Source organism: Paraburkholderia sacchari (assembly GCF_000785435.2).
GTDB lineage: Bacteria > Pseudomonadota > Gammaproteobacteria > Burkholderiales > Burkholderiaceae > Paraburkholderia > Paraburkholderia sacchari.
This window is the reverse complement of the sequence record NZ_JTDB02000006.1, coordinates 288,579-311,117: the sequence shown is the minus strand read 5'-3', so window position 1 is coordinate 311,117 and position 22,539 is coordinate 288,579. Positions and strand designations below refer to the sequence as shown.

At 59.1% G+C, this 22,539-nt stretch carries 17 protein-coding genes; 13 read left to right on the top strand and 4 right to left on the bottom strand.

What is annotated here, in order from left to right:
• Window positions 1-75: 75 nt before the first annotated feature.
• The 9 genes from NH14_RS21765 (at window position 76) to NH14_RS21725 (ending at window position 13,541) form a co-directional block, all read left to right on the top strand.
• Window positions 76-759, top strand: a complete 684-nt coding sequence (locus NH14_RS21765; protein ID WP_035528534.1) for a hypothetical protein — start codon at window positions 76-78, stop codon at window positions 757-759.
• Between the two features lie 445 nt (window positions 760-1,204).
• Window positions 1,205-1,459, top strand: coding sequence for a hypothetical protein (locus NH14_RS21760; protein WP_152617179.1), 255 nt, complete (start codon window positions 1,205-1,207; stop codon window positions 1,457-1,459).
• Between the two features lie 359 nt (window positions 1,460-1,818).
• Window positions 1,819-4,788, top strand: a complete 2,970-nt coding sequence (locus NH14_RS21755) for a patatin-like phospholipase family protein (protein ID WP_084225589.1) — start codon at window positions 1,819-1,821, stop codon at window positions 4,786-4,788.
• Window positions 4,789-4,802: 14 nt separating this feature from the next.
• Complete coding sequence (locus tag NH14_RS21750; protein ID WP_035528541.1) at window positions 4,803-5,705, top strand: alpha/beta fold hydrolase; 903 nt, start codon at window positions 4,803-4,805, stop codon at window positions 5,703-5,705.
• Between the two features lie 92 nt (window positions 5,706-5,797).
• The gene (locus tag NH14_RS21745) at window positions 5,798-8,332 is read left to right on the top strand and encodes a hypothetical protein (RefSeq protein ID WP_035528543.1); all 2,535 of its coding nucleotides are present in this window, start codon (window positions 5,798-5,800) and stop codon (window positions 8,330-8,332) included.
• Between the two features lie 27 nt (window positions 8,333-8,359).
• The gene (locus tag NH14_RS21740; protein WP_035528545.1) at window positions 8,360-10,207 is read left to right on the top strand and encodes a GMC family oxidoreductase; all 1,848 of its coding nucleotides are present in this window, start codon (window positions 8,360-8,362) and stop codon (window positions 10,205-10,207) included.
• Between the two features lie 17 nt (window positions 10,208-10,224).
• Window positions 10,225-10,656, top strand: coding sequence for a hypothetical protein (locus NH14_RS21735; protein WP_035528547.1), 432 nt, complete (start codon window positions 10,225-10,227; stop codon window positions 10,654-10,656).
• 13 nt (window positions 10,657-10,669) lie between these two features.
• On the top strand, window positions 10,670-11,971 hold the full coding sequence (locus NH14_RS21730) for a hypothetical protein (RefSeq protein WP_052148148.1): 1,302 nt from the start codon (window positions 10,670-10,672) through the stop codon (window positions 11,969-11,971).
• Between the two features lie 31 nt (window positions 11,972-12,002).
• Window positions 12,003-13,541 (top strand): Dyp-type peroxidase, encoded by a 1,539-nt coding sequence (locus NH14_RS21725; RefSeq protein WP_035528550.1) that lies wholly within the window; start codon window positions 12,003-12,005, stop codon window positions 13,539-13,541.
• On the opposite strand, the gene NH14_RS21720 is transcribed toward NH14_RS21725, so the two are convergent.
• Complete coding sequence (locus NH14_RS21720; protein WP_052148149.1) at window positions 13,505-14,719, bottom strand: catalase family protein; 1,215 nt, start codon at window positions 14,717-14,719, stop codon at window positions 13,505-13,507. The genes NH14_RS21725 and NH14_RS21720 overlap by 37 nt on opposite strands.
• Before the next feature lie 126 nt (window positions 14,720-14,845).
• On the opposite strand from NH14_RS21720, the gene NH14_RS21715 reads away from it, so the two are divergent.
• Entirely contained in the window at window positions 14,846-16,888 is a 2,043-nt protein-coding gene (locus NH14_RS21715) for an ATP-binding response regulator (RefSeq protein ID WP_052148150.1), read from the top strand.
• Window positions 16,889-16,909: 21 nt separating this feature from the next.
• Here NH14_RS21715 and NH14_RS21710 read toward each other — a convergent pair whose 3' ends face one another.
• The gene (locus NH14_RS21710) at window positions 16,910-17,605 is read right to left on the bottom strand and encodes a response regulator (RefSeq protein WP_035528556.1); all 696 of its coding nucleotides are present in this window, start codon (window positions 17,603-17,605) and stop codon (window positions 16,910-16,912) included.
• Window positions 17,606-17,848: 243 nt separating this feature from the next.
• Here NH14_RS21710 and NH14_RS21705 point away from each other — a divergent pair, with 243 nt between their 5' ends.
• Window positions 17,849-18,316 carry a hypothetical protein gene (locus NH14_RS21705; RefSeq protein WP_052148151.1) on the top strand — a complete coding sequence of 156 codons (468 nt, stop codon included), beginning with the start codon at window positions 17,849-17,851 and terminating at the stop codon, window positions 18,314-18,316.
• A 124-nt stretch (window positions 18,317-18,440) separates the two neighbouring features.
• Complete coding sequence (hutC, locus tag NH14_RS21700; RefSeq protein ID WP_035528559.1) at window positions 18,441-19,178, top strand: histidine utilization transcriptional repressor HutC; 738 nt, start codon at window positions 18,441-18,443, stop codon at window positions 19,176-19,178.
• Between the two features lie 88 nt (window positions 19,179-19,266).
• Here hutC and NH14_RS21695 read toward each other — a convergent pair whose 3' ends face one another.
• Window positions 19,267-20,118: a phytanoyl-CoA dioxygenase family protein gene (locus tag NH14_RS21695; protein WP_035528567.1), complete on the bottom strand. Its 852-nt coding sequence runs from the start codon at window positions 20,116-20,118 to the stop codon at window positions 19,267-19,269.
• A 23-nt stretch (window positions 20,119-20,141) separates the two neighbouring features.
• On the bottom strand, window positions 20,142-20,927 hold the full coding sequence (locus NH14_RS21690; RefSeq protein ID WP_035528569.1) for an ABC transporter substrate-binding protein: 786 nt from the start codon (window positions 20,925-20,927) through the stop codon (window positions 20,142-20,144).
• Between the two features lie 704 nt (window positions 20,928-21,631).
• On the opposite strand from NH14_RS21690, the gene NH14_RS21685 reads away from it, so the two are divergent.
• Window positions 21,632-22,372 carry a 3-ketoacyl-ACP reductase gene (locus NH14_RS21685; protein ID WP_035528572.1) on the top strand — a complete coding sequence of 247 codons (741 nt, stop codon included), beginning with the start codon at window positions 21,632-21,634 and terminating at the stop codon, window positions 22,370-22,372.
• Window positions 22,373-22,539: the final 167 nt, after the last annotated feature.

The following is a 22,539-nucleotide window of genomic DNA, read 5'->3' as shown; positions in this document are numbered from 1 at the left end:
AGAAGATTCGAATCTGGGTCAACGTTCAGGACTGGCGGGCAATAATGCACAGTCTTTCTTGACCACATTAAACAGGTGTACGAATTCCCTGCGTTCAAGGGCCTGCTCGTTGAAAAGATGGTACGCAAAGGCTACGATGATTGCGTGGCGATGTCCCTGGAGAAGTTACTGGATCGATCCTATATGCAATCCAAGGAGTCCGTGTTCGTCTCGAACGGCCGCAGCACATACGGTCCCATTTCACTCGTTATTGCGACGGGAATTGCGCTCGCTTGCGGCTTGCCGTCCGGGCTTGCAATCCGAATCAGCCACGATTACTGGCGACTGGCCGCTCCCGTTGCAATTGTTGCGGGTATTTTCGTTGCATGGCGGCTCCAGAAGATTCTTGTCGGTAGCTGGTACAAGCCACGCTATGCAAGGGACGAGCGTCAGATGGAACCTCGCGAATCGTGGATAACTGGATCAATTTGTTCAGCCATCCTTGTCTTGTTGGCAACGATGGGTGTTGCCAATGCGATCAACCAGATTACGGGCGCCCCGTATGTTGCCACTTATCGTATTACCGATAAATACATCACCCGTGGCAAACATAGCTGTTACGGGTTGATCTTTTCCAAAATTGATGATCGGGAGGACCAGTTTAACGTGTGCGTCTCTCAAACTGAACAGAATGCGGCAGCGCCTGGTGAGGTCGTTCAAGTGAATGGTCGCCGATCGAAATATGTCGATGAATTGCTTACCTATACGCAAAGCCACTAAATATCAGGCACAAATGCGCTGAAGCTTCGCCATAAGCGTCACTCACTCATGCGGTGCCTCGTTATTCTCGTCGACAATATTCTCGACGATAAATCCAGCTACGTCCTTCGCCAACTGGACCACCGTCTTCGCAGTCAAACGGATCGCCGTCGCGTACAACAGTACGCCGTCCGCCAGGTGTCGAGAACATACAGGAGCAGCATAGTCACAGCAATGTGGTGAGCGGCAAGGAGGCAGCCAGCTCGAACAATTCGACGGCAATCCTGTCGCAACGCAACCTCGTTTGTGCGGATAGCGTGTCGATTGCGAGCGGCCCCGATATCAACGTGGCGGTCAGCACGATTGTCAGCGCGAACGATGTGTCGCTGAGTGCCGCGCACAATGTGAGTATCACCACGACGCAGGACACCAGGCGGTCTCCGGGCACTCATCGGGAGATATGGAGGTGTACAAGGCCGTTGGCGAGTCGAAGTCGTGGGATAAGGGTGGGACGAATCGCGCCGGACTGCACATTGCGGGCGGCGCGCTGATTGGCGGTCTCGGTGGTGGCGAGATTGGCGGCGAGACCGGCACTGGGATTCTCAGACACGTTACCGAATGCACATATCATCGCTGGTGTCGCGGTGTTGTCGTGCAAATAGAAGCCATTGAGCTGGTCCGCATCAACGGATGGAGTGCTAACAAACTAGCGAAAAATTAGCATCACTTCTATCGCGCTTCATGGAATAACAAACCCGGCCTTCTGAGCTGGGTTTGTTGTTTGAGGCGCAAACACTATTCGGTCTGACCTCCCCCTCGGACCAAAACTGTGCAACCAGAGCACGACGCAAGCAACGCACTAAAGATAACAAATCGAGCCCGTCGTTCGCCACGCCCATCTCATCCCCCCAAAAGAGGGGGAAAGAAAGTAGGGTTGTTCACCCGAAAATTCCGTACTACTGTTGCATCGAAGGAAGGCGATATTCAGGCCGATTCGCTAAACCAGAAACGGCTTGATACACCAACCTGTTGTTTCTAATCATCGCGTCGTTTCAGAATTTAATTCTGTCTTGGAGCGCCATGAACGCGCCGTCCACCGGGGAAAGCCAGGCAAGGAATTCGGCGGGGTCGAGAAGGCAAAGCGTCGCCCACGATTTTGCGCAAGTGCTTCATGAAGAACTCAATGAAATCGTGAAGGCGCGCAAAGGCCAAATCGATCCAATTGAACGTGGTTCCCCAGTCAGCCCAGGGGCGCCCGGCACTGAAGCCGATGCACTGCGGCAAAGCGAGCGACTACACCTGAAGGGGTTGGCGCTGTCCGGGGGCGGTATACGAAGCGCGACCTTTAGTCTTGGCGTGATCCAGGCTCTTTGTGAAGGCAAGGTATTGCGCGAGTTCGACTATCTTTCCACCGTCTCTGGCGGCGGCTATATCGGCAGTTGGCTTTCCGCGCAAATGCTGCATCGCTTTCCCAATGGAAACGTTGCGGATCTCGAGTCGGTGCTGAGTCCCAACACTTCGCCGGGGGGACCCCCCAAAGCGGAGGAAGATGCGTCAATAGGCTTCCTGCGCGAATACAGCAATTACCTGACGCCACGGGTTGGCCTGTTGAGCACCGACACGCTGGCCGCGATCTCGGCATACGTTCGCAATCTTGTGTTGATTCAGGCGATCTTTCTTGCGTCGATCGTGGTGGTGCTGTCTTCGCCGCGAGTGGTGTTCCTCGCCGCACAGACGCTGCTTCAATGCGCATTCTGTCTGTGGCTTCCCGGAACGTTGGGTCTGCTGTTGCTTTCGCTGAGCGTCGCCGGGATCGTGTTTAATCTGCGCGCCGATCAAACGAGTCCGTGTGCAAAGACTGGGTTTGTTTTGCTATATGTGATTCTGCCTGGCGTTCTCGCGGCATTTCTTATGGCCATCGAAATGACGAACAGCGGAGGCCTTGTTACAGGGTGGGACATGGGGCGCTGGGTGATTTTCTTCACGCTGTTCTATGCGGTTGTCGCATGTGTGCTGCCAGCACAGGACCGGTACCCGGCTTCCGGGCTGGAGCAACACGCAGGCACTCGTAAGGTTCATCGGCGCAGGAGGCGCATAGTGCCGCTTTCGAAGCGCATCGCCATCGTGGTCGCCGGTTCGCTGGCGGGCGCAACGGGCGGCGTGCTGCTGTCTCTCATGCATGAGGGGATACGTGCTGTGGCTCATGCGCATGGCCACGAGCAAGCGTTATGGTTTGCCGTATCCATTGCACCGTTCATGATTTTGCAGGTATTTGCCTTGACCATCGTGCTGCATCTGGGGTTGGTCGGCCGCATCTTCGATTACGACGTGCATGAATGGTGGGCGCGTTATGGGGGATGGCTGCTTGCGGTCACGGTCGGGGGCGGAGGAATCCTTACCGCGGGAATCTACGGTTCGGCGCTTGTCTTGTGGGGCGATGCATGGCTGACCTATGCGGGCGGACCGGCGTGGCTTGTTGCATCGCTCTGGGGTGTGGTCACAGGAGCGTCGAAGAAGACGGACGGTTCGCGCAAGTCATGTCTGGAGCGTGGACTGGTCATCGTGCCGTATGTGTTTATTATCGGTTTGGCCGTGATTATCTCGTACGGCGAGTACCGGTTGCTTCCGGTTGGCACGGCTGAAATGAGTGTGCAGGTTGCGCACGCTGCGGACCAGTCAACGTCGCCGAAAAGCCCTGCAGTGCACGCTCCCAAGCCGGATTTCGCGCAGGCGGTGGCCGAGGTATCGACTCAATTGTCGCGACAGTCGGAACATCAAATCGAACTTCGCGGATTCAAAGTCTATACCGTGCTGGTGGTATTTTTCTGCTTTCTTGTTGTTGGCTTGTTGCTGGCCTGGCGCGTCGATATCAATCTGTTCTCGCTCTACAATTTTTATCGGAATCGATTGACGCGATGCTATCTGGGGGCATCACGCGCAGCGATGGGAACGCGGCATCCGCACCCGTTCACCGGTTTCGATATCGACGATGATATTCCCCTCAGCCATCTTGCGGCCAACGAGAAGCGCAATTTTGCCCAGCGTCCTTATCACATCATCAATACGACGCTGAACATGACGTCCGGAGAGAATCTGGCGTGGCAGCAGCGCAAGGCCGCGTCGTTCTTCTTCTCGCCGCTCTATTGCGGATTTCACTTGCGCTGCGCGATGGAACCCGGTCACTCCGAAAAGAGCTTCATGAAGACCGCGCAATATATGCGGGGCAAGCATACCTTCGGGCCACTGGACGATATCGGGCCGATGCTGGGCGGTGCCGTCGCGGTCTCGGGCGCCGCGGTCAGTCCGAATTCCGGCTTCCACACCGATCCGGGCGTCGCGTTCCTGCTCACGCTGTTCAATGTGCGGCTTGGCCGCTGGTGCCCGAATCCTGCGTCGCGCAATGTGCCGAAGCGGTCGAGCCCGGAGTTCGGCGGAGCACTATACCTCAATGAGCTCTTTGGCGCCGCCGATAGCACGTCGCGCTATGTCTATCTGTCCGATGGCGGGCACTTCGACAATCTGGGCATTTACGAACTCGTTCGGCGGCGCGTCAGCCTCATTGTTCTTTGTGATTGCGGAGAGGACGCGCCCTTGCAGTTCGACGACCTTGCCGATGCGATACGAAAGTGCTCGGCCGATTTCGGCGTGGATATCATCATTGATGTCGATCCGTTGCGGCGCGAATCTAGCGACAATCCTCCGCCGTTCAGCGCGAATCACGTGGTGGAAGGGGTGATTCGTTATCCGGGCCTCGGGGGAAGCGCGCCTGACGCGGCGGCGTTCGAAGGCAGGCTCATTCTGATCAAGCCTACTTTGACGCAGGAGATTTACGCGTGCGCTTCGGACCTGCGCAACTACGCCATTGTCGAGCCTGCGTTCCCGCAGCAGTCCACGGTCGATCAATGGTTCAACGAGGCTCAGTTCGAAAGCTACCGGAAACTCGGCTACCTGATCGGGCGTCATTTGCTCGAGAAGCCCCTCAAGGATGGCTCCATGCTGGTCAGTCGTTTGCAACGCTGCGCCGGTTCCCAGTCAGGCGCAGAGGGCTGAACGAGTGCTGAATCATGGCTGCGAATATTGTTCATCGGCTTGTCGAAGCAAATGGCGTCACGTTTCATGTGGCCGTATCGGGTCCGGAAAACGCCGCGCCGGTTCTGTGCATTCACGGATTCCCGGAAGGATGGATGAGTTGGCGTCACCTCATGCATCTATTGCCACGGTCGCGAATCTATGCGCCCGATCTTCGTGGGTATCCGGGTTCGAGTTATCCGAAAAGCGGCTACGACGTTTTTACGCTTACTGATGACATCAAGGCGTTGATAGAAGTCTTGGGCATTCGCCAATGTGTGCTTGTCTCGCATGACTGGGGCGGTGCGTTGGGGTGGATATTCGCACATCGCTATTCGAGCTTGATAAGCAAGTTGGTTGTAGTCAACTGCACGCACCCTCGAACGCTCGTGCGTGCGGTGGTTACATGCGATGACTGGCAACCGTTTCGTATTCCGTGGGTGCCGTTCTTTCAGATTCCATGGTTTCCCGAGTGGTTCATGACCACCGCGATTGGCAGAAAGATTTTGAAATGGACTTTCCTGATCAGACAGGGCCAGCCCGGGACGATGGACGTTGAGCTCGTTGATGAACTCGTCGCGCGTTTTGCAAACACAGCCGATATGCATGGGCCGATCGAATACTATCGGCAGATCGTGTTGACCATCCTTTTGCCGGAGCGGCACAGAAAACTGTATGGGCTGTATGCCACGCCGATCAGCGTGCCCGTTACCGTGATCTGGGGCATGAAGGACGGCGCCTTGCCTGCGCTGGTCGCGCGCAAGAGCTTCGGTGATGCAGGATGCAACGGTGATTGGAGGCCGCTCGAAGGCGTCGGACATTTTGTCGATCTGGAGGCGTGGGAAAAGTTGGCGGACGAACTGGAGAGGGTGCTTGACTTCGGCCAAGGTGATTCCTAGGGTTCCTATACATGCCGTTATGGCGCGTAATGGCGGCTTGCGATGGCGCACGAATGTGTATTCCGGCGAGAACATCAAAACAGGAGGCGACCGTGAATCGGCAAAGACAATTACATGTATGGATACTTGTCCTCCTCGGGATACTCAGCATGGGCGCGAGTGCGGCGCCCCAATCCGGTCAAGTGCAGGACGAAGCCAGACAGGCGGGCCGCAATGCGGCGTCGTTTCCTCAAGCGGACGAGGACTACTTCAAGGAGATGGACCGGGGTATCGCCCTGAGTCCGGAAGAAGTCAGAGGGCGCAATATGTGGCTCGTCTGGAGCGGGGGTAACGACCGGTTCTGGGACAGAATGACGAAAGACACATTCGGCGCGTTCGACATCATCAAGTCGATCAGTTCCTGGCCGGGCCAGGGGCATTCGCGGGACGACCGCTGGCGCTATCTGGGGGTAATCAACGAGCCTTGCTTCGAAAAGGCGACGGCCCCCGATCCGCAGCGCTTTGGCTTATGGCTCGATCAACGTACCGTTGGCGACAAGTGTCCGAAGGACCCGTTCGAGAATGAAGATAAATATCCGGGCGTGAAGACCGGTGCGCGGGGCACGACGTTTAGCGACGGCAAAACACTGCCGGTTGGCTCCTTCTATGGATATGCAACGGGAATTGTCGGCCTGCGTCTGTTTCCCAACCCGGATTTCGACGAGAAGGCCGAAAAGGCGTGGGACGCGCGCCGCTACTATGAGGATCCCTCGTATTACAACAATCCCAATCTCGTTCGTCCTTACCGTGTGGGGATGACTTGCGCGTTTTGCCATATTGGCCCGAGCCCGATTCATCCGAGCGCCGATCCCGAGCATCCGCAATGGGCCGATCTGAGCGGCACGGTCGGGGCGCAGTACATGTGGGTGGACCGGCTATTCATCCATAACGCCGCAAAACCTGAAGGGCAGCAGAACTTCATGTATCAGCTCACACACACGTGGCGGCCCGGAACGATGGATACGTCGCTCGTGTCGACGGACAACATCAACAACCCCCGGACGATGAATGCGCTTTACGATCTTCATGCCCGCTTGGGAATGGCGCTAAAGATCGGGAAGGAAAAACTCGCGGGCGGGGAACTCGATAACAAACAACTCAATGATTTTGTTTCGGACGGACCGCTTACAAAATTCTTTAATGCGCCCAACACCGTGTGGACTCCGCGCGTTCTCAAGGATGGCGCGGATTCGGTAGGCGTGCTGGGCGCGCTCAATCGCGTGTATCTGAACATCGGCTTGTTCAGCGAAGAATGGCTGCTGCATTTCAACCCGGTTTTTGGCGGTAAGCCAATCTCGCCCATTCAGATTGCCGTGGCGCGAAAGAATTCGACCTACTGGCAAGTGACGGAAGCGGGCACGGTCAATATGGCGCTGTATCTGATTGCGGCGTCGCAGCCCGACCATTTGACCGATGCGCCGGGAGGAAAGCAATACCTCACGGATGCATCCGCCACCGATGGGGCGGCGCTGCTCCAGCGCGGCAAGAACGTGTTCGCGGATACCTGCGCGCGCTGCCATTCGAGCAAGGGGCCGCCGGTGCCGGCCAGCCTCAATTTGCACGACTGTAACGGGCCAACCTATATGGCGTGCTTCAAACGCTATTGGAAATGGACGCAAACGGACGAATACAAGACGCAAATGCGCAAGGTCGTCAATGCGCCGGACTTCCTCGACGGAAACTATCTGTCGAGCGACGCCCGAATTCCGGTGACGTTATTGCGGACCAACATCTGCAGTCCGCTTGCGACCAACGCAATTCGTGGAAATATCTGGGACAACTTCTCATCGGAGTCGTACAAGACGCTGCCTTCGGTCGGGTCGGTCACGCTCAACGATCCATTCTCCGGCAATCCGTGGCAATACCACATGCCTGCCGGAGGCCGGGGCTATACGCGGGTTCCCTCGCTGATCAGCATCTGGTCGACCGCGCCGTTCCTGCTCAACAACTCGGTCGGGCTGGAGAAGTTCGATAGCGATCCGTCGGTTGCGAGCCGCATGAAGGTGTTCAACGCATCGATCGAACAAATGCTGTGGCCCGAAAAGCGGCAGCACGATGCGGTGCTGGGCGACCAAGTGCCGGGCCTCATCGACCGGACGACGGTGCGCAGCCAGATCACGATACCGAAGGGCTATCTGCCAGCGTCGCTGCAGTCCACATTGCAAAGGATCGACCCGAAACTGTTCGATCAGAAGACTGGCGATCTCGCGCTTGGGCCGGTTCCGGCACAAGTTCCGATCAATTTGCTGGCCAACATCCGGCCGTTGCCTGAAAGCAGCGATCCGTTGGTCGTAGGTCAGCATATCGGACAACTGACGAACATGGCATTCAAGCTCGGCAAGAGTTTGCTGACGATGCCGGACAACGCGACCGACGAGGAATTGCTCAAGAAGTACGCGGGCCTTGAGAAGCCGATGCTTGCGCTCAGCAAGTGTCCTGATTTCATCGTGAATCGCGGTCACTACTTCGGCACTGCAGAGTTCAACGACCAGAACGGGCTGACTGTCGACGAGCGCTCTTTCGGCAAAGAGCCGGTCCTGAGCGATGACGACAAGCGAGCATTGATCGCATTCCTGAAAACGTTTTGAGCAAGAGACCTCGACGGTCCACAGGCTATGTCCACTCCAGACGATGAGGTATGGGATTACGTGATTGTGGGTTCCGGCGCGGGGGGCGGCACGCTCGCCGCGCGGCTTGCGGAGGCGGGCATGCGGGTGTTGCTGATCGAGGCCGGAGGCGATGCGCCAGCGAGCGGGGCGGATCGGATGCCCGCGGATTATCACGTGCCGGCATTCCATGCGTGCGCTTCGGAGAATCCGGCGATGAGCTGGAACTTCTTCGTGCGCCACTATGCGTCCGACGCTCAGCAGCAGCGCGATCCGAAATGTACACCCGAAGGCGTGCTGTACCCGCGTGCCGCAACGGTGGGCGGGTGCACTGCGCACAACGCGATGATTTTCGTGTATCCGCATGACTCGGACTGGGACGGCATAGCGCAATTGACCGGCGACCGGTCCTGGCGAGCCTCGGCCATGCGCCGGTATGGCAAGAAGCTCGAGCAATGCCGCCACCGTCCACTTTGGGCGCTCGCGCGCCGGTTCGGCATCAACCCGACCGCGCATGGTTTTGACGGCTGGCTGACCACCGAGCATGCAACGCCAAAGAAGGCGCTGGCCGACGACCACCTGATGCGAGTCGTTTTCGGCGCGATGGAACTCACCGCGCGCAGTATCCCAAGGCGTTTGCATGCGCTGCTCGGCCTGGTTCGCTGGCAGGGCGATCCGAATTCGCGACTGTGGGGCAGACGCTGTTTTCGGGGTGTGTGCTATACGCCGCTCAGCACGCGCGACCATGCACGGCATGGCGTGCGCGAGCGCGTGCTGGACGTGGCGGAGCGATTTCCGTCCCGCCTGAAAATCTCGCTCGATTCGCTCGCCACGCGGGTGTTGTTCGACGAGAACGGCGCTGCGGTTGGCGTGGAGTATCTGAAGGGCGCACGTCTGTATAAAGCGCATCCTGAATGTAGTGCCGCGCCGGGTGCGCGCTGCGAAGTGCGTGCGCGTCGCGAGGTGATTCTGGCGGGCGGCGCATTCAATACGCCGCAGCTATTGATGCTGTCGGGCATCGGTCCAGCGGAGCATCTTAAGGCGCATGGCATTCCCGTTCGGGTCGATCTCGAAGGGGTGGGAAGCAATCTTCAGGACCGCTATGAAATTGCGGTGATCAGCCGCATGGCGCAACCATGGGAAGTGCTCAAGGGCGCGGAGTTCACGACCAACGACCCGGCCTATCGCGCGTGGTCCGATCTGCGTGAGGGCGTTTACATCACCAACGGCGCGGCGGTTGCCATTGCGCGCTCCGCAAAGGCGCGTTCGTTGCCCCCGGACATTTTCTGCATGGCGCTGGTCGAGCGTTTCATCGGCTATTACCCGGGATTTTCATCGGGGTTTGCGCAGCACAACGATTTCCTGTCGTGGACCATCCTCAAGGCGCACACCCGCAACAATGCGGGAACGGTGCGGCTGCGCTCCGCGAATCCGCTCGATATGCCACTTGTCGATTTTCACTATTTCGAAGAAGGCAGCGATGCTTCCGGGGACGATATGCGTTCGGTCGTCGAGGCCGTCAAATTCGTGCGCGGATTGGCAGCGCCGCTTGCAGAGCGCGGCTTGATCGCACAAGAGGAGTTGCCAGGTCCTGGTGTGCAGGACGAAGCGGCGATTGCCGGTTACGTGCGCGACAACGCATGGGGCCATCATGCGTCGTGCACCTGCGCGATCGGTGATCCATCGGCTGGAGGCGTGCTCGACAGCACGCTTTCCGTTCACGGCGTACGTCGCTTGCGTGTGGTGGACGCGTCGGTGTTTCCGAAGATTCCGGGCTTCTTTCCGGCCAGCGCGATCTACATGGTTGCAGAAAAAGCGGCGGACATGATCCTGAAAAACGCAACGAGCCAGACGTAACTTACCGGAGGTGGAAGATGGCGTACGACACCAGCAAGCTACTGTCCATGAGCCAGGCCGAACTGGATGATTTGTTCCGCAACAGCCCGGCTGGCGATATTCCCAATGGAGAAGCCAGAGGAACGGCGATTGTTGCTCCAGGAACCATGATCAGCGACGCGGCGGCCAACCTGGTGAAGGTTTTCGCGTGGCAAGGAAAGGTGTTTGATTCGCAGAATGGGGTCCTGAAAAACAAAATCTCCCCATTCGGGATCGATGCCATCCAGGCCACTGTTTATAAGGGCGAAAGCTGGTTCGACGGCAACGAATGCATCGTTTTGGACTATAGCAAGACATCGATCGTCGCTCACTGGATACGCGACGAAATTCGCCTGATTGCGCCGAACGTGTACCTTGGGTTGGTGTACTGGGACAAAAGCCGCTTGATCTGCTTTAGTCTCGAGTTTTAAAGGACGGTTCGCCGTGACCCCGCAATCGAGCTTTATGGTGGTCGCACCTTTGCTGCCTGGCAAGGTGGCGGCGTTGAGAACGCTTCTCGCGACAATGAACCACTGCCCAGGCAGTGTCAATCCGGACAACGCGCTGGTTCCATTCGGGAGATTCGATCGTCTGCATTTCGCGCGCTTCGTGATTCTGGAAGACGTGACGGCCGGCGATATTGCGCTGTACGGTGTCAAGCCTGCAGATTTTCCAGTGTATCTGGCGTTCCTTGGGGATTGCGATGGTTCGAAGCAGGCTTTCATCGACGATCTGGTGCGCCGGGCCGGCGAGGGGCTGCGCTCGATCTTTTCGCATTGCGAAGGGTTTGATTCCGGCAGCAAACTTGCCGCGTGGATGCTCGAACACGATAAGCCGGCTGCAGCGGCCTACGTCAACTGGATCGGCCGTCCGGTCCGGCAGATCGTGGAGGAGCGCGCGTTGCGGCATTTTTTGTCCGCGAACGTTCCGCGCGGTGCCGGCGGACGTGCGAACGGTGATCCGCAGTCCATCCGCAAGCATCTGCGCGACCTGGTCGAAGCGGAACGAAGCGCCGGGCGCCTCAGCCTGACTGACCCCGAACCGACACCGCTGGGTTGGCAGGTTCGCGAATGGCTTCACGCCGTGTGGGTGCCGTTGGTGCTGCTCGCCGCGCTGCCGCTGATGATCGTAGCGTTGCCATTTCTCGCGTGGAAACTGCGCCGCCTCGAAACAACCGACCCGGAGGTCGTTTACCGGCCCCCGGAGGCGCAACTCGCGAAACTGAGAGTGCTGGAAGACTATGACGTCACCAATCAATTCACGGCGCTCGGCAGCGTGAAGCCGGGGCGTTTCAGGCGCTATGCGGTGATCGTCCTGCTGTTGCTTCTCGATTACTCGTGCCGCCATATCTACAACCGCGGCCATTTAACCCGTGTGCAGACCATACATTTCGCGCGCTGGGTGTTGCTCGACGACAAGCAGCGGTTGATGTTCGCGAGCAACTACGACGGAAGCCTCGACAGCTACATGGACGATTTCATCAACAAGGTGGCGTGGGGCTTGAATCTGGTATTCAGCAATGGGGTGGGCTATCCGCGCACGAGTTGGCTCGTCGTCGAGGGCGCGCGCAACGAGCAGCATTTCAAGAACTATCTGCGGCGGCACGAATTGCCTACGGAAGTCTGGTACAAGGCCTATCCGGGGCTGACTGCGTTCGATCTCGCCACCAACACGCGCATCCGCGAGGGCCTTGAAGCGTCAAGCGCTACGGATGAGCAGGTGCGGGAATGGCTGAAGCTACTCTGAAAGTCCTGAAAGTCGATAAGGGAGACGTGCCGTGGCAGTCGAACTGGACGATATTCAAGGCCTCGTGCGGCATGCCTATGCGCGCCTGACCGAAGCCTGCTTTTACGTGCTGCGCATCGCAGATGCACAGGCCGCCAGACGCTGGCTGTCGAGCGCGCCGGTGACGAGTGCGGCGCTTGCCGCGAAGTCGGTTCGCGAGGTTCTGCAAGTCGCGCTGACAAGCGACGGTCTGCGCGCGCTTGGTGTTCCGCAGTCGTTGATCGAAGAGTTCTCTTCCGAATTCATCGGCGGCATGAGTGCGGATGCGAACCGCTCCAGAAGGCTCGGCGACGTAGGTCCGAATGCGCCTGAGAACTGGAAGTGGGGCGGGTCGACGGCACCGCATATGGTGGTGCTGCTGTACGCGGCGCCAGGACGGCTGACCGAGTGGACGCAGACGGTGACCGGGCCGGAATGGACCACCGCGTTCTCAGTGGAAGCCGTTTTACCGACGACGGACATGAAAGGCCTCGAGCCGTTCGGTTTTGCCGATGGCATCAGCCAGCCGGAACTCGATTGGCAACTGACGTTGCCCTCGCACGATCACACCCAGCCCGAATACTCGAATCTCATCGAACTGGGCGAATTCCTGCTCGGGTACACAAACGAATATGGGCGTTTCACCGAGCGTCCTTTGCTTGATCCCGCCGATGATCCTCACGACCAGCTCGCACCGGCTGAGGATGCGCCGGGCAAACGGGACCTGGGGCGCAATGGATCGTACCTGGTGTTGCGGCAACTGCGCCAGGATGTGCAGGGGTTTTGGCGATTTCACGACACCCGCGCGAACGGAGATCCAGCCGCCCGCAAGGCGATGGCCGAAGCGATGGTCGGTCGGACGATGGCGGGCGTATCGCTCGTCGAAGGCGCACCAACGCCGTCGCCCGATCCCGGCACAAAGGCGGGCCGCGAGCAACTCAATGCGTTCACCTATGCGGGGGACCCAGAGGGGATGCGGTGCCCATTCGGCGCTCACGTGCGGCGCGCCAATCCTCGCAACGGCGATTTACCGGACACCAGCGGCAACGGTGGCAAAGTCGGCCTGCTTTCACGCCTCCTGACCACGCTGGGCTTCGACGCGGCCGCATTGCGCGGCGATCTGGTTGCATCGAGCCGCTTTCATCGCATGCTGCGGCGCGGTCGAGAATATGGTCAGAGCCTGCTACCCGAAGCGGCGATTGCCGATAAAGGCGAAACAGTCGAAACCGGACTTCACTTTATTTGTCTTGGCGCCAATATCTCGCGTCAGTTCGAATTTATTCAAGGCGCATGGATTACTGGCGCTAAATTCAATGGTCTCGCGGCAGAGCGCGATCCGCTGGTTGGCGATCGGCAGCCGCTCAGTGACGGTAGCGAAACGGATCGGTTCAGCCTCCCCCAAGCCGAGGGCGCGGCGTGCCAGATCGCGGGATTGCCACAATTCGTTTCGGTCGTGGGCGGTGCGTATTTCTTCATGCCGAGCCTTCGCGCGTTGCGCTTTCTCGCGACGCTGGATCACTCGAACACTTCGTCGCCGGTCGGTTCGACGTGAGGCGTGCCGTTCATCGATTGACGCAAAGCCGAGAGTGTTTTGTATATCGCAAGGCGCGCGCGATTCTGATTGCCTAGTGGCCGATGTTCGGCAAGGCTATGCCACGGGTTGATGGACAACTGGCCGGCGAACGCGAGTTGGGCTGGCGATGCAAACTGCTGCGCCGGAAAATGCACTGTCGCGATGCGTATGGGCGTTGAAAGGTGCTCGGGCCAGCGCACCGACGCGTTTTCAATCGGCATGCGGTGGGGATCGGTTTGCACCTGCACGAAGACGTCGAAATCGACGGCGCGCTCGGCGAGCGTCTGGATCATCGCCTCACGGAGATAGTTATCGTTGGGGCGCCCCGGTAGGCCTGGAATGGCGCTGATTTCCCGGGACCTGGGTTTGAACGCGTATTGAACTGCCTGGCCTTCGCCCAGCAGGTACGGCACGCAACTCCAATAGCCGGTTTGTAGCGGACTCGATTGCGTGCGCGCCCACAGGCCCTGCATGATGCCGTCCAGCAGGTGGGAATCGAACGGGTTGATGAAGTAAAAGAGCGGCGTGCGGCGCAGGACGGCCGCCTGAAGCTTGGCATTCTCGATGATGTTTGGCGTGGTGAACGTGGGGGTGCTGATGCCGGTGAAATCCTGAGTGAAGCGCTCGTCGTCAAGGAGCTTCGGGCCGGGAACCTGCATCACCTTGATGCCGATGCTCAGGACACCCACGTCCTCGATATCGGGTGGGCTGTCGGGGCCCGGCCCGGCTAGCCGGACCCAGGCCGGATAACTGCGCGGCGCGCTGAAAATGCCATGACGCAGGTTGGGCGGAATATCGCCATGCACCTGGAATTCGGCGCGCAGCACGCCGTGTGTTTTCGTGTTGCCCGCTCGCTGGAACGTTCCGGGCTGGTATTGCTCGCGCATATACGCGCTCATGCGTTCGATGATCTGCTGGACGATCGCATTCTCGTCCGGCAGCGCGAGTTCCTGCGCCAGCGCGAGATTGTCGTTGGGTCTTTGCGCATTGATTGCAGCCTGCACCAGGCCGGCAATGGGCTCCTGGGCCAATGCGTCGAGAAATGGCCGAAAAAACGGATCGAATCGTCGCTCGACGTGGAGTAGCGAGATTAGCGAACGATGCAGGGCATTGGCTGGCAATGGAGGTCTCCCTGGGGACTCGACGCTCGTGGCCATCGGTCAAAATAGCTTAGGCAGAAAGTATCGCAAATGCCAATCCTGTGCCGAAGCGCATCGATTTTTCATAAAATAGACTTATCCTGTCTTGCTTCGCGAGACCATCGAGCATACCGGCGAGATGCGATGAACATATTCAGGTTTCAGGCGTCGGCGGAGTCGAATTTCCTTAAACGCTCGTCGGCGCCAGGCGCGATTCGTGCATGGCTGGTCGACATGCTGTGCTGGCCAGCCCGGTTCGACGACCCGCGGGTCGAACAGGAGTTCACGGAGGACTATGGCCGGCGTTTCGCCGATTTCCGTCGCGCGGCGCTGGTGCTCGGCACCTTGATCTGGGTATGTTTCGGCTATTGGGAAATCAGTCTGGCGCGGACCAGTCCCGTGTTTCAGCCGTACTTTTCGGAGATCTTCACGTTCCGCTGCGCCGGTGCACTGGTTGCAGGCATCGGCATCGTGCTGGCCTTCCGGCTCGACTTTCAGCGGGACACGCTCGCGCACTGGATCTTGCTGGGCGGCCTGGCGGGCATGTGTCTATGCCTGTTGGTTCAAACGCTTCTCGCGCCGCGCCCGTTCAATTTCACGCATTTTTTTGTCGGCTTTTATTTAATTCTTTTTTACCAGTTTGGTTTTCTTCGCCTGCGGGCAAAGGCGACGCTGATGCTGACCGTGTGCGTGATCGCCGTGATTGTGATGGCGCAATTGCTTACGCACGCAATCGAATCGGACAACTTCGCGGCGGGCATGTTCTATTTGCTGAACGTCGCGGTCCTGGGCCATAGCGTCAACGTGAATGCCGAGCGGCATGTGCGCGACCGGTACGTGGCCGTCCAGGCGCTGGCCCAGGGCAACGAAGCATTGCAACGCGCCAACGCGGAACTCGCACAAAAGCATCGCGACCTCGAGCGCGCACGGCGCGATCAGGAAACCAAATCGGCAGCGCTGATTGCCTTGCGCGAGCAGCAGCGCGAAGCCGCCGAGCAGGCGAGCCGCGCGAAATCGCGCTTTCTGGCGGCGGCAGCGCATGATCTGCGGCAGCCCATGCACGCATTGAACCTCTTTCTGGCGGCGGCCGACGAAGCGCTGGAAGCGCGCGATGTCGAAGCGTCCGGCAAACTGATTGGCGAGGCGCGCAAGGCATCGGTGCTAACGGCGCGGCTCTTCAATGCGGTGCTCGATCTGTCGAAGCTCGAATCGGGGCACGTCGACCCGACTTATACGAGTGTCGACCTGAACCGCGTGATCGAAGAGACCATCGAGCAACTCGCGGCTTTCGCGCAGAGTCGCGGCGTTGCGCTGCGGTACGGGAAAACGCGGAATACGCCGAATACGCCGAATACGCAGCAAAAACCCGCATGGGTACGCACCGACGCCGACTGGATGCCGCGCGTGCTGAGCAACCTCATCGCGAACGGAATCAAATATGCGGATCCTTCGAAGGTTGGCGGCGCAGCGGTGATCGTCGGTTTGGTTCGCATGCCGAATTATGTTCGGGTCGACGTGATCGACAACGGCATAGGCATTGCACCCGAGCATTGGGATTCGATCTTCCAGCCGTTCGTGCAGATCGGCAATCCGGAGCGCGACCGCGAGAAAGGGCTTGGCCTCGGTTTGTCGATTGTGAATGCGGTGGTGTCGTTGCTCGAAGGCCACCGTCTCGAACTGAAATCGATCGAAGGGCTAGGCTCGCGCTTCTCGGTCCGCATGCCGGTAGCCGAACCCTTTGCGCTCCATGATGTGGAGATATCGCCCGCAGATCCGGCATTGTCGCCGGCGCCTTCTCCGTCGTCGCTACGGGGGCTCTATGTGTTGCTGGTCGAGGACGACAGCCTCGTGCGTGCGTCGATGGAGGCGCTGTTTGCGCTATGGGGCGTGCTGTTCGATTCGGCCCGCTCGGTGGCCGAGTTCGAAGCACTCTTGCAGGAGATCGAGCGCGTGCCGGACCTCGTCATCAGCGACTATCGGTTGCCGGAGATGTCCTCCGCGCACGATGTGATCCGTCTGCTCGGCGAGCACTTTTCGCGGCCTGTGCCGTGCCTCGTGGTGACGGGGGAAGCCGGAGCCAGCACGCAGGGCGTGTTGCCGGAGCGCTGCGTGCTCAGCAAGCCGCTCTCCACGGACGTGCTGATTGCGCGCATGCTCGAATTGACCGAGGCGTCGGCCCGCGTTTAGGGCGTAGTGCTCAGACGTAGTTCAGGACGTGGAAGCGCGCGCAACGGTAGGGATCTCGATGCCCCGGCGCGCCATTTCGACAATCAGGAAAGTGCGCCGCGAAACGTTGAAGCGGCTCAGCAGATCGCTGATGTACTCCTTCGCGGTGTTCTCCGTGATATTCATTTTTCGCGCGATGGCCTTGTTCGACATGCCCTGCAAAAGAAAACTCAAGGTTTGCGCAAGGCGCGGCGGCAGGTTTAGCGAATCGATTGGAATGCCCTTGTTCGGGCCCGGCGGCTGCGGGGTGTGGCCGCCCTTGCCCAGCACGCTGTTGGGCAGGTAGACGCGCCCGTTCAGGATCGTTTGAAGCGCTTCGCGGAACACCGCGCCCCCTTCTTCGCTGGCCTTCGAAATGAAGCCGCCGGCGCCATTCTTGATGCAGTCCAGCACCGTCTCGCGGTCGTCCTGCGCGGACAGCATCACCACGTGCGCCGCACACTCGTTTTCCTGCAGCCAGTGCAGCAGGTCCAGTCCGGTGTGATTGCCCCCGATTTGATAGTCGAGAAAAACGAGGTCGTATGCCTTGTTTTGCAGCCGCTCGACGGCGGCGGCGTACGAGCCGGCCTCGTCGATGTCGAGCGTGGGCTCCGACGTGAGGATCAGACTCTTCATCGCGATGCGCGTCAGGCCTTCGTCTTCGACGAGCAGTACGTGACGGAAATACAGGTTGTCCATCGGCGCCTCTCCAGCACAAGCCCGTTATTGATGTGAACAGGCCCTTAACCATAGTACCCGCAATCGCAAGGGGTGCTATCCCCCCAAAGCGGGGGACTCTTATGGGGCCGCCTTCCGGAGGCGCTTTTCCCTCCGCATGCCCGGTATTGTGCGAGCCCCGGGAAGCGCACGATGGAGTCGTTGCAAATCAGACGAGGGGGATCACCACCATGCGCACGTCCCATCTTTCGATCGCCTTGCGCCATGAGCTCGATCCCCGAATCTGAATGCAGCAAGCACGCAAGCCTGGCGGGGCAAAAGCGGGCAGAGCGTGAGGAGACCATCCAGCCGAATCTGGCGGCGGGCCAGCGAGCAACACACGAGGAGACCATTCGGGCGAGCCTGGCCGGGGGCAAGCAGGCAGAGCACGAGGGGACCAACCGGGCGAGGGCAAAAACAAGGAACGGGGCAGCAACAGAAATAGAAGCAGAAACAGAAACCGAAACACCAGAAGAGATTGGGCGGCGACCCCTCAGCCCCTACACAGTCCACAATCTGGATAGCGCCATCGCTCACCTCGAAATCGCGATAAACGCGGACAAATCGATGGCGATTTTCGGTTCGGACTATTGGCAAGGACGCGTGCTCGAACTCCGTTGCACGCCGGGGATCATGCATGCTCAGGAGCGTCGGCTGCAGTCCTTGCTCGATGGGTTCGCGGCCCCGGGTTAGTGTGCCGATGCCGTTTTGAAGGGGCGGGGTATTCCTCACTCGCCGAGAAACCGTTACCTACCCCAAAGCGTCGCCTGGCCGTTATAAAATCTGCAGTTTCGCCGCCCGCCTATCAGGACCCTCGATGATCAAAAAGGTCGACGCGCCTTTCCAGCAGATCAAGGCACTCGTTCGCAAGCGTATTCATGCCGGCGACTGGAAGATCGGGGAGCGGATCCCCTCCGAACTCGATCTCGCCGCGGAACTCGGCGTCGCGCGAATGACCGTGAACCGGGCGCTGCGCGAATTGACCGACGAAGGGACATTGCAGCGCATCCTGGGCGTGGGGACATTCGTAGCCGAGGAAAAGCCGCAATCGAATCTGTTGATGATTGCGCACGTGCGTGACGAGATTCACGCGCGCGGGCATCAATATCGCTGTCACGTCATCAGCCAGACGCGCGGGCACGCGACGCCCGAAATCGCGGCGGCGTTCGGCTTGCCGGTCGATGCTCCCGTATTTCATGTGATTTGCGTGCACGAGGAGAACGGCCGGCCGATCCAACTGGAGGAACGGTATGTGAACCCGGTCGCGGCGCCCGGTTTCATCGATCAGGACTTCCAGGTGGAACCGCCATCCGAGTATCTGTACAACAACGTGTCGCATTACGAACTCGAGATCGAGCATATCGTCGATGCGGCCATGCCCACTGAAGACGAGGCGCGCTTGCTCGACATGCGTGCCAACGAGCCGTGCCTGACGCTTACGCGCCGTACTTGGACGAACGGGCTGCCGGTGACGTTCGCGCGCTTCGTGCATCCGGGCAACCGTTACCGGCTCGGCTCGCGTTTCAAGCCGGGCGCCACGCGTCATCAGGTTTGATTCGCGCAAGCTTCGCGCTGAGGGAGTAACGCGCACAAAAAAGCGGCGGTGCATCCCGGCTCGCCGCCCTATGTTGTGCATCGCGATTTTAGAGCGTGCTCACCTGACCATCGCTTTTCGACCACAGGACCGGAAACAGCGGATGCACGAGCGGCGAGCCGTCCGGCAGTGCTTCGGCGAGTCCGGGGAAGTCCGGCGAGGTTTTCCATCGGCGTGGCGCGTGGCGAACGTCATCGCCGACAAAGCGGATCGAAAACGCGCGCCTTCTGTTGCGCGTGCCACCCGACGCGTGCAGCGTCAGCATCCTGAAGCAGACCATGTCGCCGGGTTCGAGCGCCCAGCGCCGGATCGGGAATGCATCGCGATTTGCTTCGATGTCCGGAAGATCGGCGAGACTGCCTTCGGGAAACCACTTCGCTTCCTTGTCCATGAACGTGCGCGGCATGAGCCAGGGACCGCGGTGCGAGCCCGCGACGAATTCCAGCGTGGATTCCAGCGGGACCGGATCGACGGGAATCCACATGCTGACGTTGTCGTCGCCTTCGATGTTGTAATAGGGCTGGTCCTGATGCCACGGCGTGCGCTGCTGCGTGCCCGGTTCTTTCACGAGCAGATGGTCGTGATGGAGCCGGACCGTATCGACGCCCATCAGCGCTGCCGCCACCGTTGGCGCGGGCGAGCGCGCGATGAACTCGCGATACGCGGCGTTGTGCTCCCAGTTGCAGAAGTCTTCGAAGAACCAGCCCGGATCCTCGGGCCGGCTCGCCACTTTCGAGCGCGTGCTCGGGTGAGCCAGATTGGTCTCGATGCCGGCCTTCAGCGCTTCGATTTCGTCCGGCGAAAAAATGCCCTTGATGCACACGGCGCCGTCCGTGCGGAACGCTTCGATGAGTTCGGGCGTGACAGCCTGCGCTACGCGGTCACGAATATTGATGGCCATGATTGCCCTCGCGGTAATTGAATTTATTGCTTGGCGCCGTAAATATCGAAGTCGAAATATTTGGCGGCAATCTTCTGATAGGTGCCGTCCGCGCGAATGGCGGCGATTGCGCCGTCGAGGCGCTTCTTCATATCGGCGTCGCCTTTGCGCAGCCCCATGGCGACGCCATGACCGATGATGCGAGCATCGGTCACGTCGCCGCCGGCGAACGAGAAGGCCTTGCCGCGCGGCGTATTGAGGAATGCGTAGCCGGCCTGCGTTTTGTCCTGGAAGGTGGCGTCGAGGCGGCCATTGACGAGGTCGTCGTAAACCTGATCCTGGTTCTGGTACGTCACGATCGTGACGCCCTTGGGCGCCCACTCTGCCTTTGCATACACCTCCTGCGTCGTGCCCTGATCGATGCCGATACGCTTGCCGACGAGCGACGCCACAGTCGGTTGCAGCCTGGAGCCGCGCGGCGCGACGAGCGCACCCGGCGACGAATAAAGCTTGTCCGAGAAGTCGATCTGCTTGAGGCGGTCGTCGGTAGCGGTCATTGCCGACATGATCACGTCGAACTTCTTCGCTTGAAGCGCGGGAATCATGCCGTCGAAACCTTGTTCGACCCATATGCATTTCGCATGGAGTTGCGCGCAAATCGCGTTGCGCAAATCGATGTCGAAGCCGGCGAGCGAGCCGTCCGGCTGCTTTGCTTCAAACGGCGGATAGGTGGGGTCGATGCCCCAACGAATCGTCGTGGTGTCCTGGGCAAACGAAACGAGCGGCATTGTGGCAAGCGAGGCGGCGAGAAACTTGACGATCCGGTTCATGACTTGTTCCCTGAATGGGGCGCGCGACGGACAAGGACCGCGCGGCTGGTTGAATGAACTACAGCAATGGGTGTACTTGCACTGCGAGCGGGTTCGAGCCACCGATGAAACTGTTTAGCAGTCTAGACCACGTAAATTGGCGTGCGCAAGCGAAGACCCCGCGCCGACTCCTGCCGGCAGCGCGGCGGTACGGTCATAAATTGGGGGAAATCGACGGTTCGGCGATAAATCGCCTGTTTTACGAGAAATTGTGGGGCGAAACGCGTGAGCGGACGAGAGGATAGGGATTTGCCCTGGCTGCTGCCATCGGGCCGCGCAGGTGGATATCCACTAAGGAAGTTGCGCTAAAATGTCTATACAACATGACGGGCGGTGCATAAATGACCGACTATTGATAGATTCGGAATTTTATACAGCAGTGCTATTGATCAGATGATTTGGCGAGTGCGTGAGCGTTTGAAACGATGCAACATGTTTATTTACAAACATGATAATTGCCGGAGATCATAGTAAGGCGACAAAACGCGGCAATAGTCGCTTGACTCGTAGCGGTAAAAGATAAAGCGCTATTTATGCCGTTGTGCAGCCCGATATTTCCATAAGGGATAGTGCCCATCGCCCCCGCATCATATGCTGATGCACACTGCCTTTTATCCTCCTGTTGAAGCCGTTCCTTATACAACCGAGAAATGTTTGGAGGACTTATGGCACAGCGCATTGCCTACGTAACTGGCGGAATGGGTGGCATTGGAACCGCAATCTGCCAGCGGCTGCACAGCGATGGTTTTACTGTCATCGCTGGGTGCGGTCCGAATTCACCACGCCGCGCACGATGGATCGAGGATCAAAAGGCGTTGGGTTTCAATTTTGTTGCATCAGAGGGTAATGTCGCCGATTGGGAATCGACGGTGAAGGCTTTCGAAAAAGTAAAGTCGGAAGTCGGTGAAGTCGATGTGCTCGTCAACAACGCCGGAATTACCCGGGACGTCGTATTTCGCAAGATGACGCGCGAAGAGTGGGACGCCGTGATCGATACCAATCTCACCAGCCTCTTCAACGTGACCAAGCAGGTGATTGACGGCATGGTCAATCGCGGGTGGGGGCGCATCATCAATATTTCGTCGGTCAACGGCCAGAAAGGGCAGTTTGGTCAGACGAACTATTCGACGGCCAAGGCGGGGATTCACGGCTTTACGATGGCGTTGGCCCAGGAGGTCGCCACCAAAGGCGTAACGGTCAATACTGTTTCGCCTGGCTACATCGGGACCGACATGGTGCGTGCGGTGAAGCCCGAAGTGCTCGAGAAAATCGTGGCGAGCATTCCGGTGCGGCGTCTTGGTGAGCCGCATGAAATCGCATCCATATGCGCGTGGCTCGCTTCTGCCGAAGCGGGATTTTCAACCGGCGCCGACTTCTCGCTTAACGGTGGACTTCACATGAGTTGAGCCTTCAGGCTCGCGTGTGGTAGCGTTCACACAATCCCTGTCCGGCGAATGACGCTGGGCAGGGATTTTACTTTTGAGCGTCGCTTGCGCATGCCGGTTCTGGCGAGCGGGTTTGAACTCGATGGCGTGTCAGGGACGCGAATACGGATCCTGAACCGGCGCGTGGT

Coding starts and splice junctions, on each gene's coding strand:
- NH14_RS21755 (WP_084225589.1), top strand. CDS start 1,819: ATGAACGCGCCGTCCACCGGGGAAAGCCAGGCAAGGAATTCGGCGGGG.
- NH14_RS21750 (WP_035528541.1), top strand. CDS start 4,803: ATGGCTGCGAATATTGTTCATCGGCTTGTCGAAGCAAATGGCGTCACG.
- NH14_RS21740 (WP_035528545.1), top strand. CDS start 8,360: ATGTCCACTCCAGACGATGAGGTATGGGATTACGTGATTGTGGGTTCC.
- NH14_RS21735 (WP_035528547.1), top strand. CDS start 10,225: ATGGCGTACGACACCAGCAAGCTACTGTCCATGAGCCAGGCCGAACTG.
- NH14_RS21720 (WP_052148149.1), bottom strand. CDS start 14,719: ATGGCCACGAGCGTCGAGTCCCCAGGGAGACCTCCATTGCCAGCCAAT.
- NH14_RS21715 (WP_052148150.1), top strand. CDS start 14,846: ATGAACATATTCAGGTTTCAGGCGTCGGCGGAGTCGAATTTCCTTAAA.
- NH14_RS21710 (WP_035528556.1), bottom strand. CDS start 17,605: ATGGACAACCTGTATTTCCGTCACGTACTGCTCGTCGAAGACGAAGGC.
- NH14_RS21705 (WP_052148151.1), top strand. CDS start 17,849: ATGAGCTCGATCCCCGAATCTGAATGCAGCAAGCACGCAAGCCTGGCG.
- hutC (WP_035528559.1), top strand. CDS start 18,441: ATGATCAAAAAGGTCGACGCGCCTTTCCAGCAGATCAAGGCACTCGTT.
- NH14_RS21695 (WP_035528567.1), bottom strand. CDS start 20,118: ATGGCCATCAATATTCGTGACCGCGTAGCGCAGGCTGTCACGCCCGAA.
- NH14_RS21690 (WP_035528569.1), bottom strand. CDS start 20,927: ATGAACCGGATCGTCAAGTTTCTCGCCGCCTCGCTTGCCACAATGCCG.
- NH14_RS21685 (WP_035528572.1), top strand. CDS start 21,632: ATGGCACAGCGCATTGCCTACGTAACTGGCGGAATGGGTGGCATTGGA.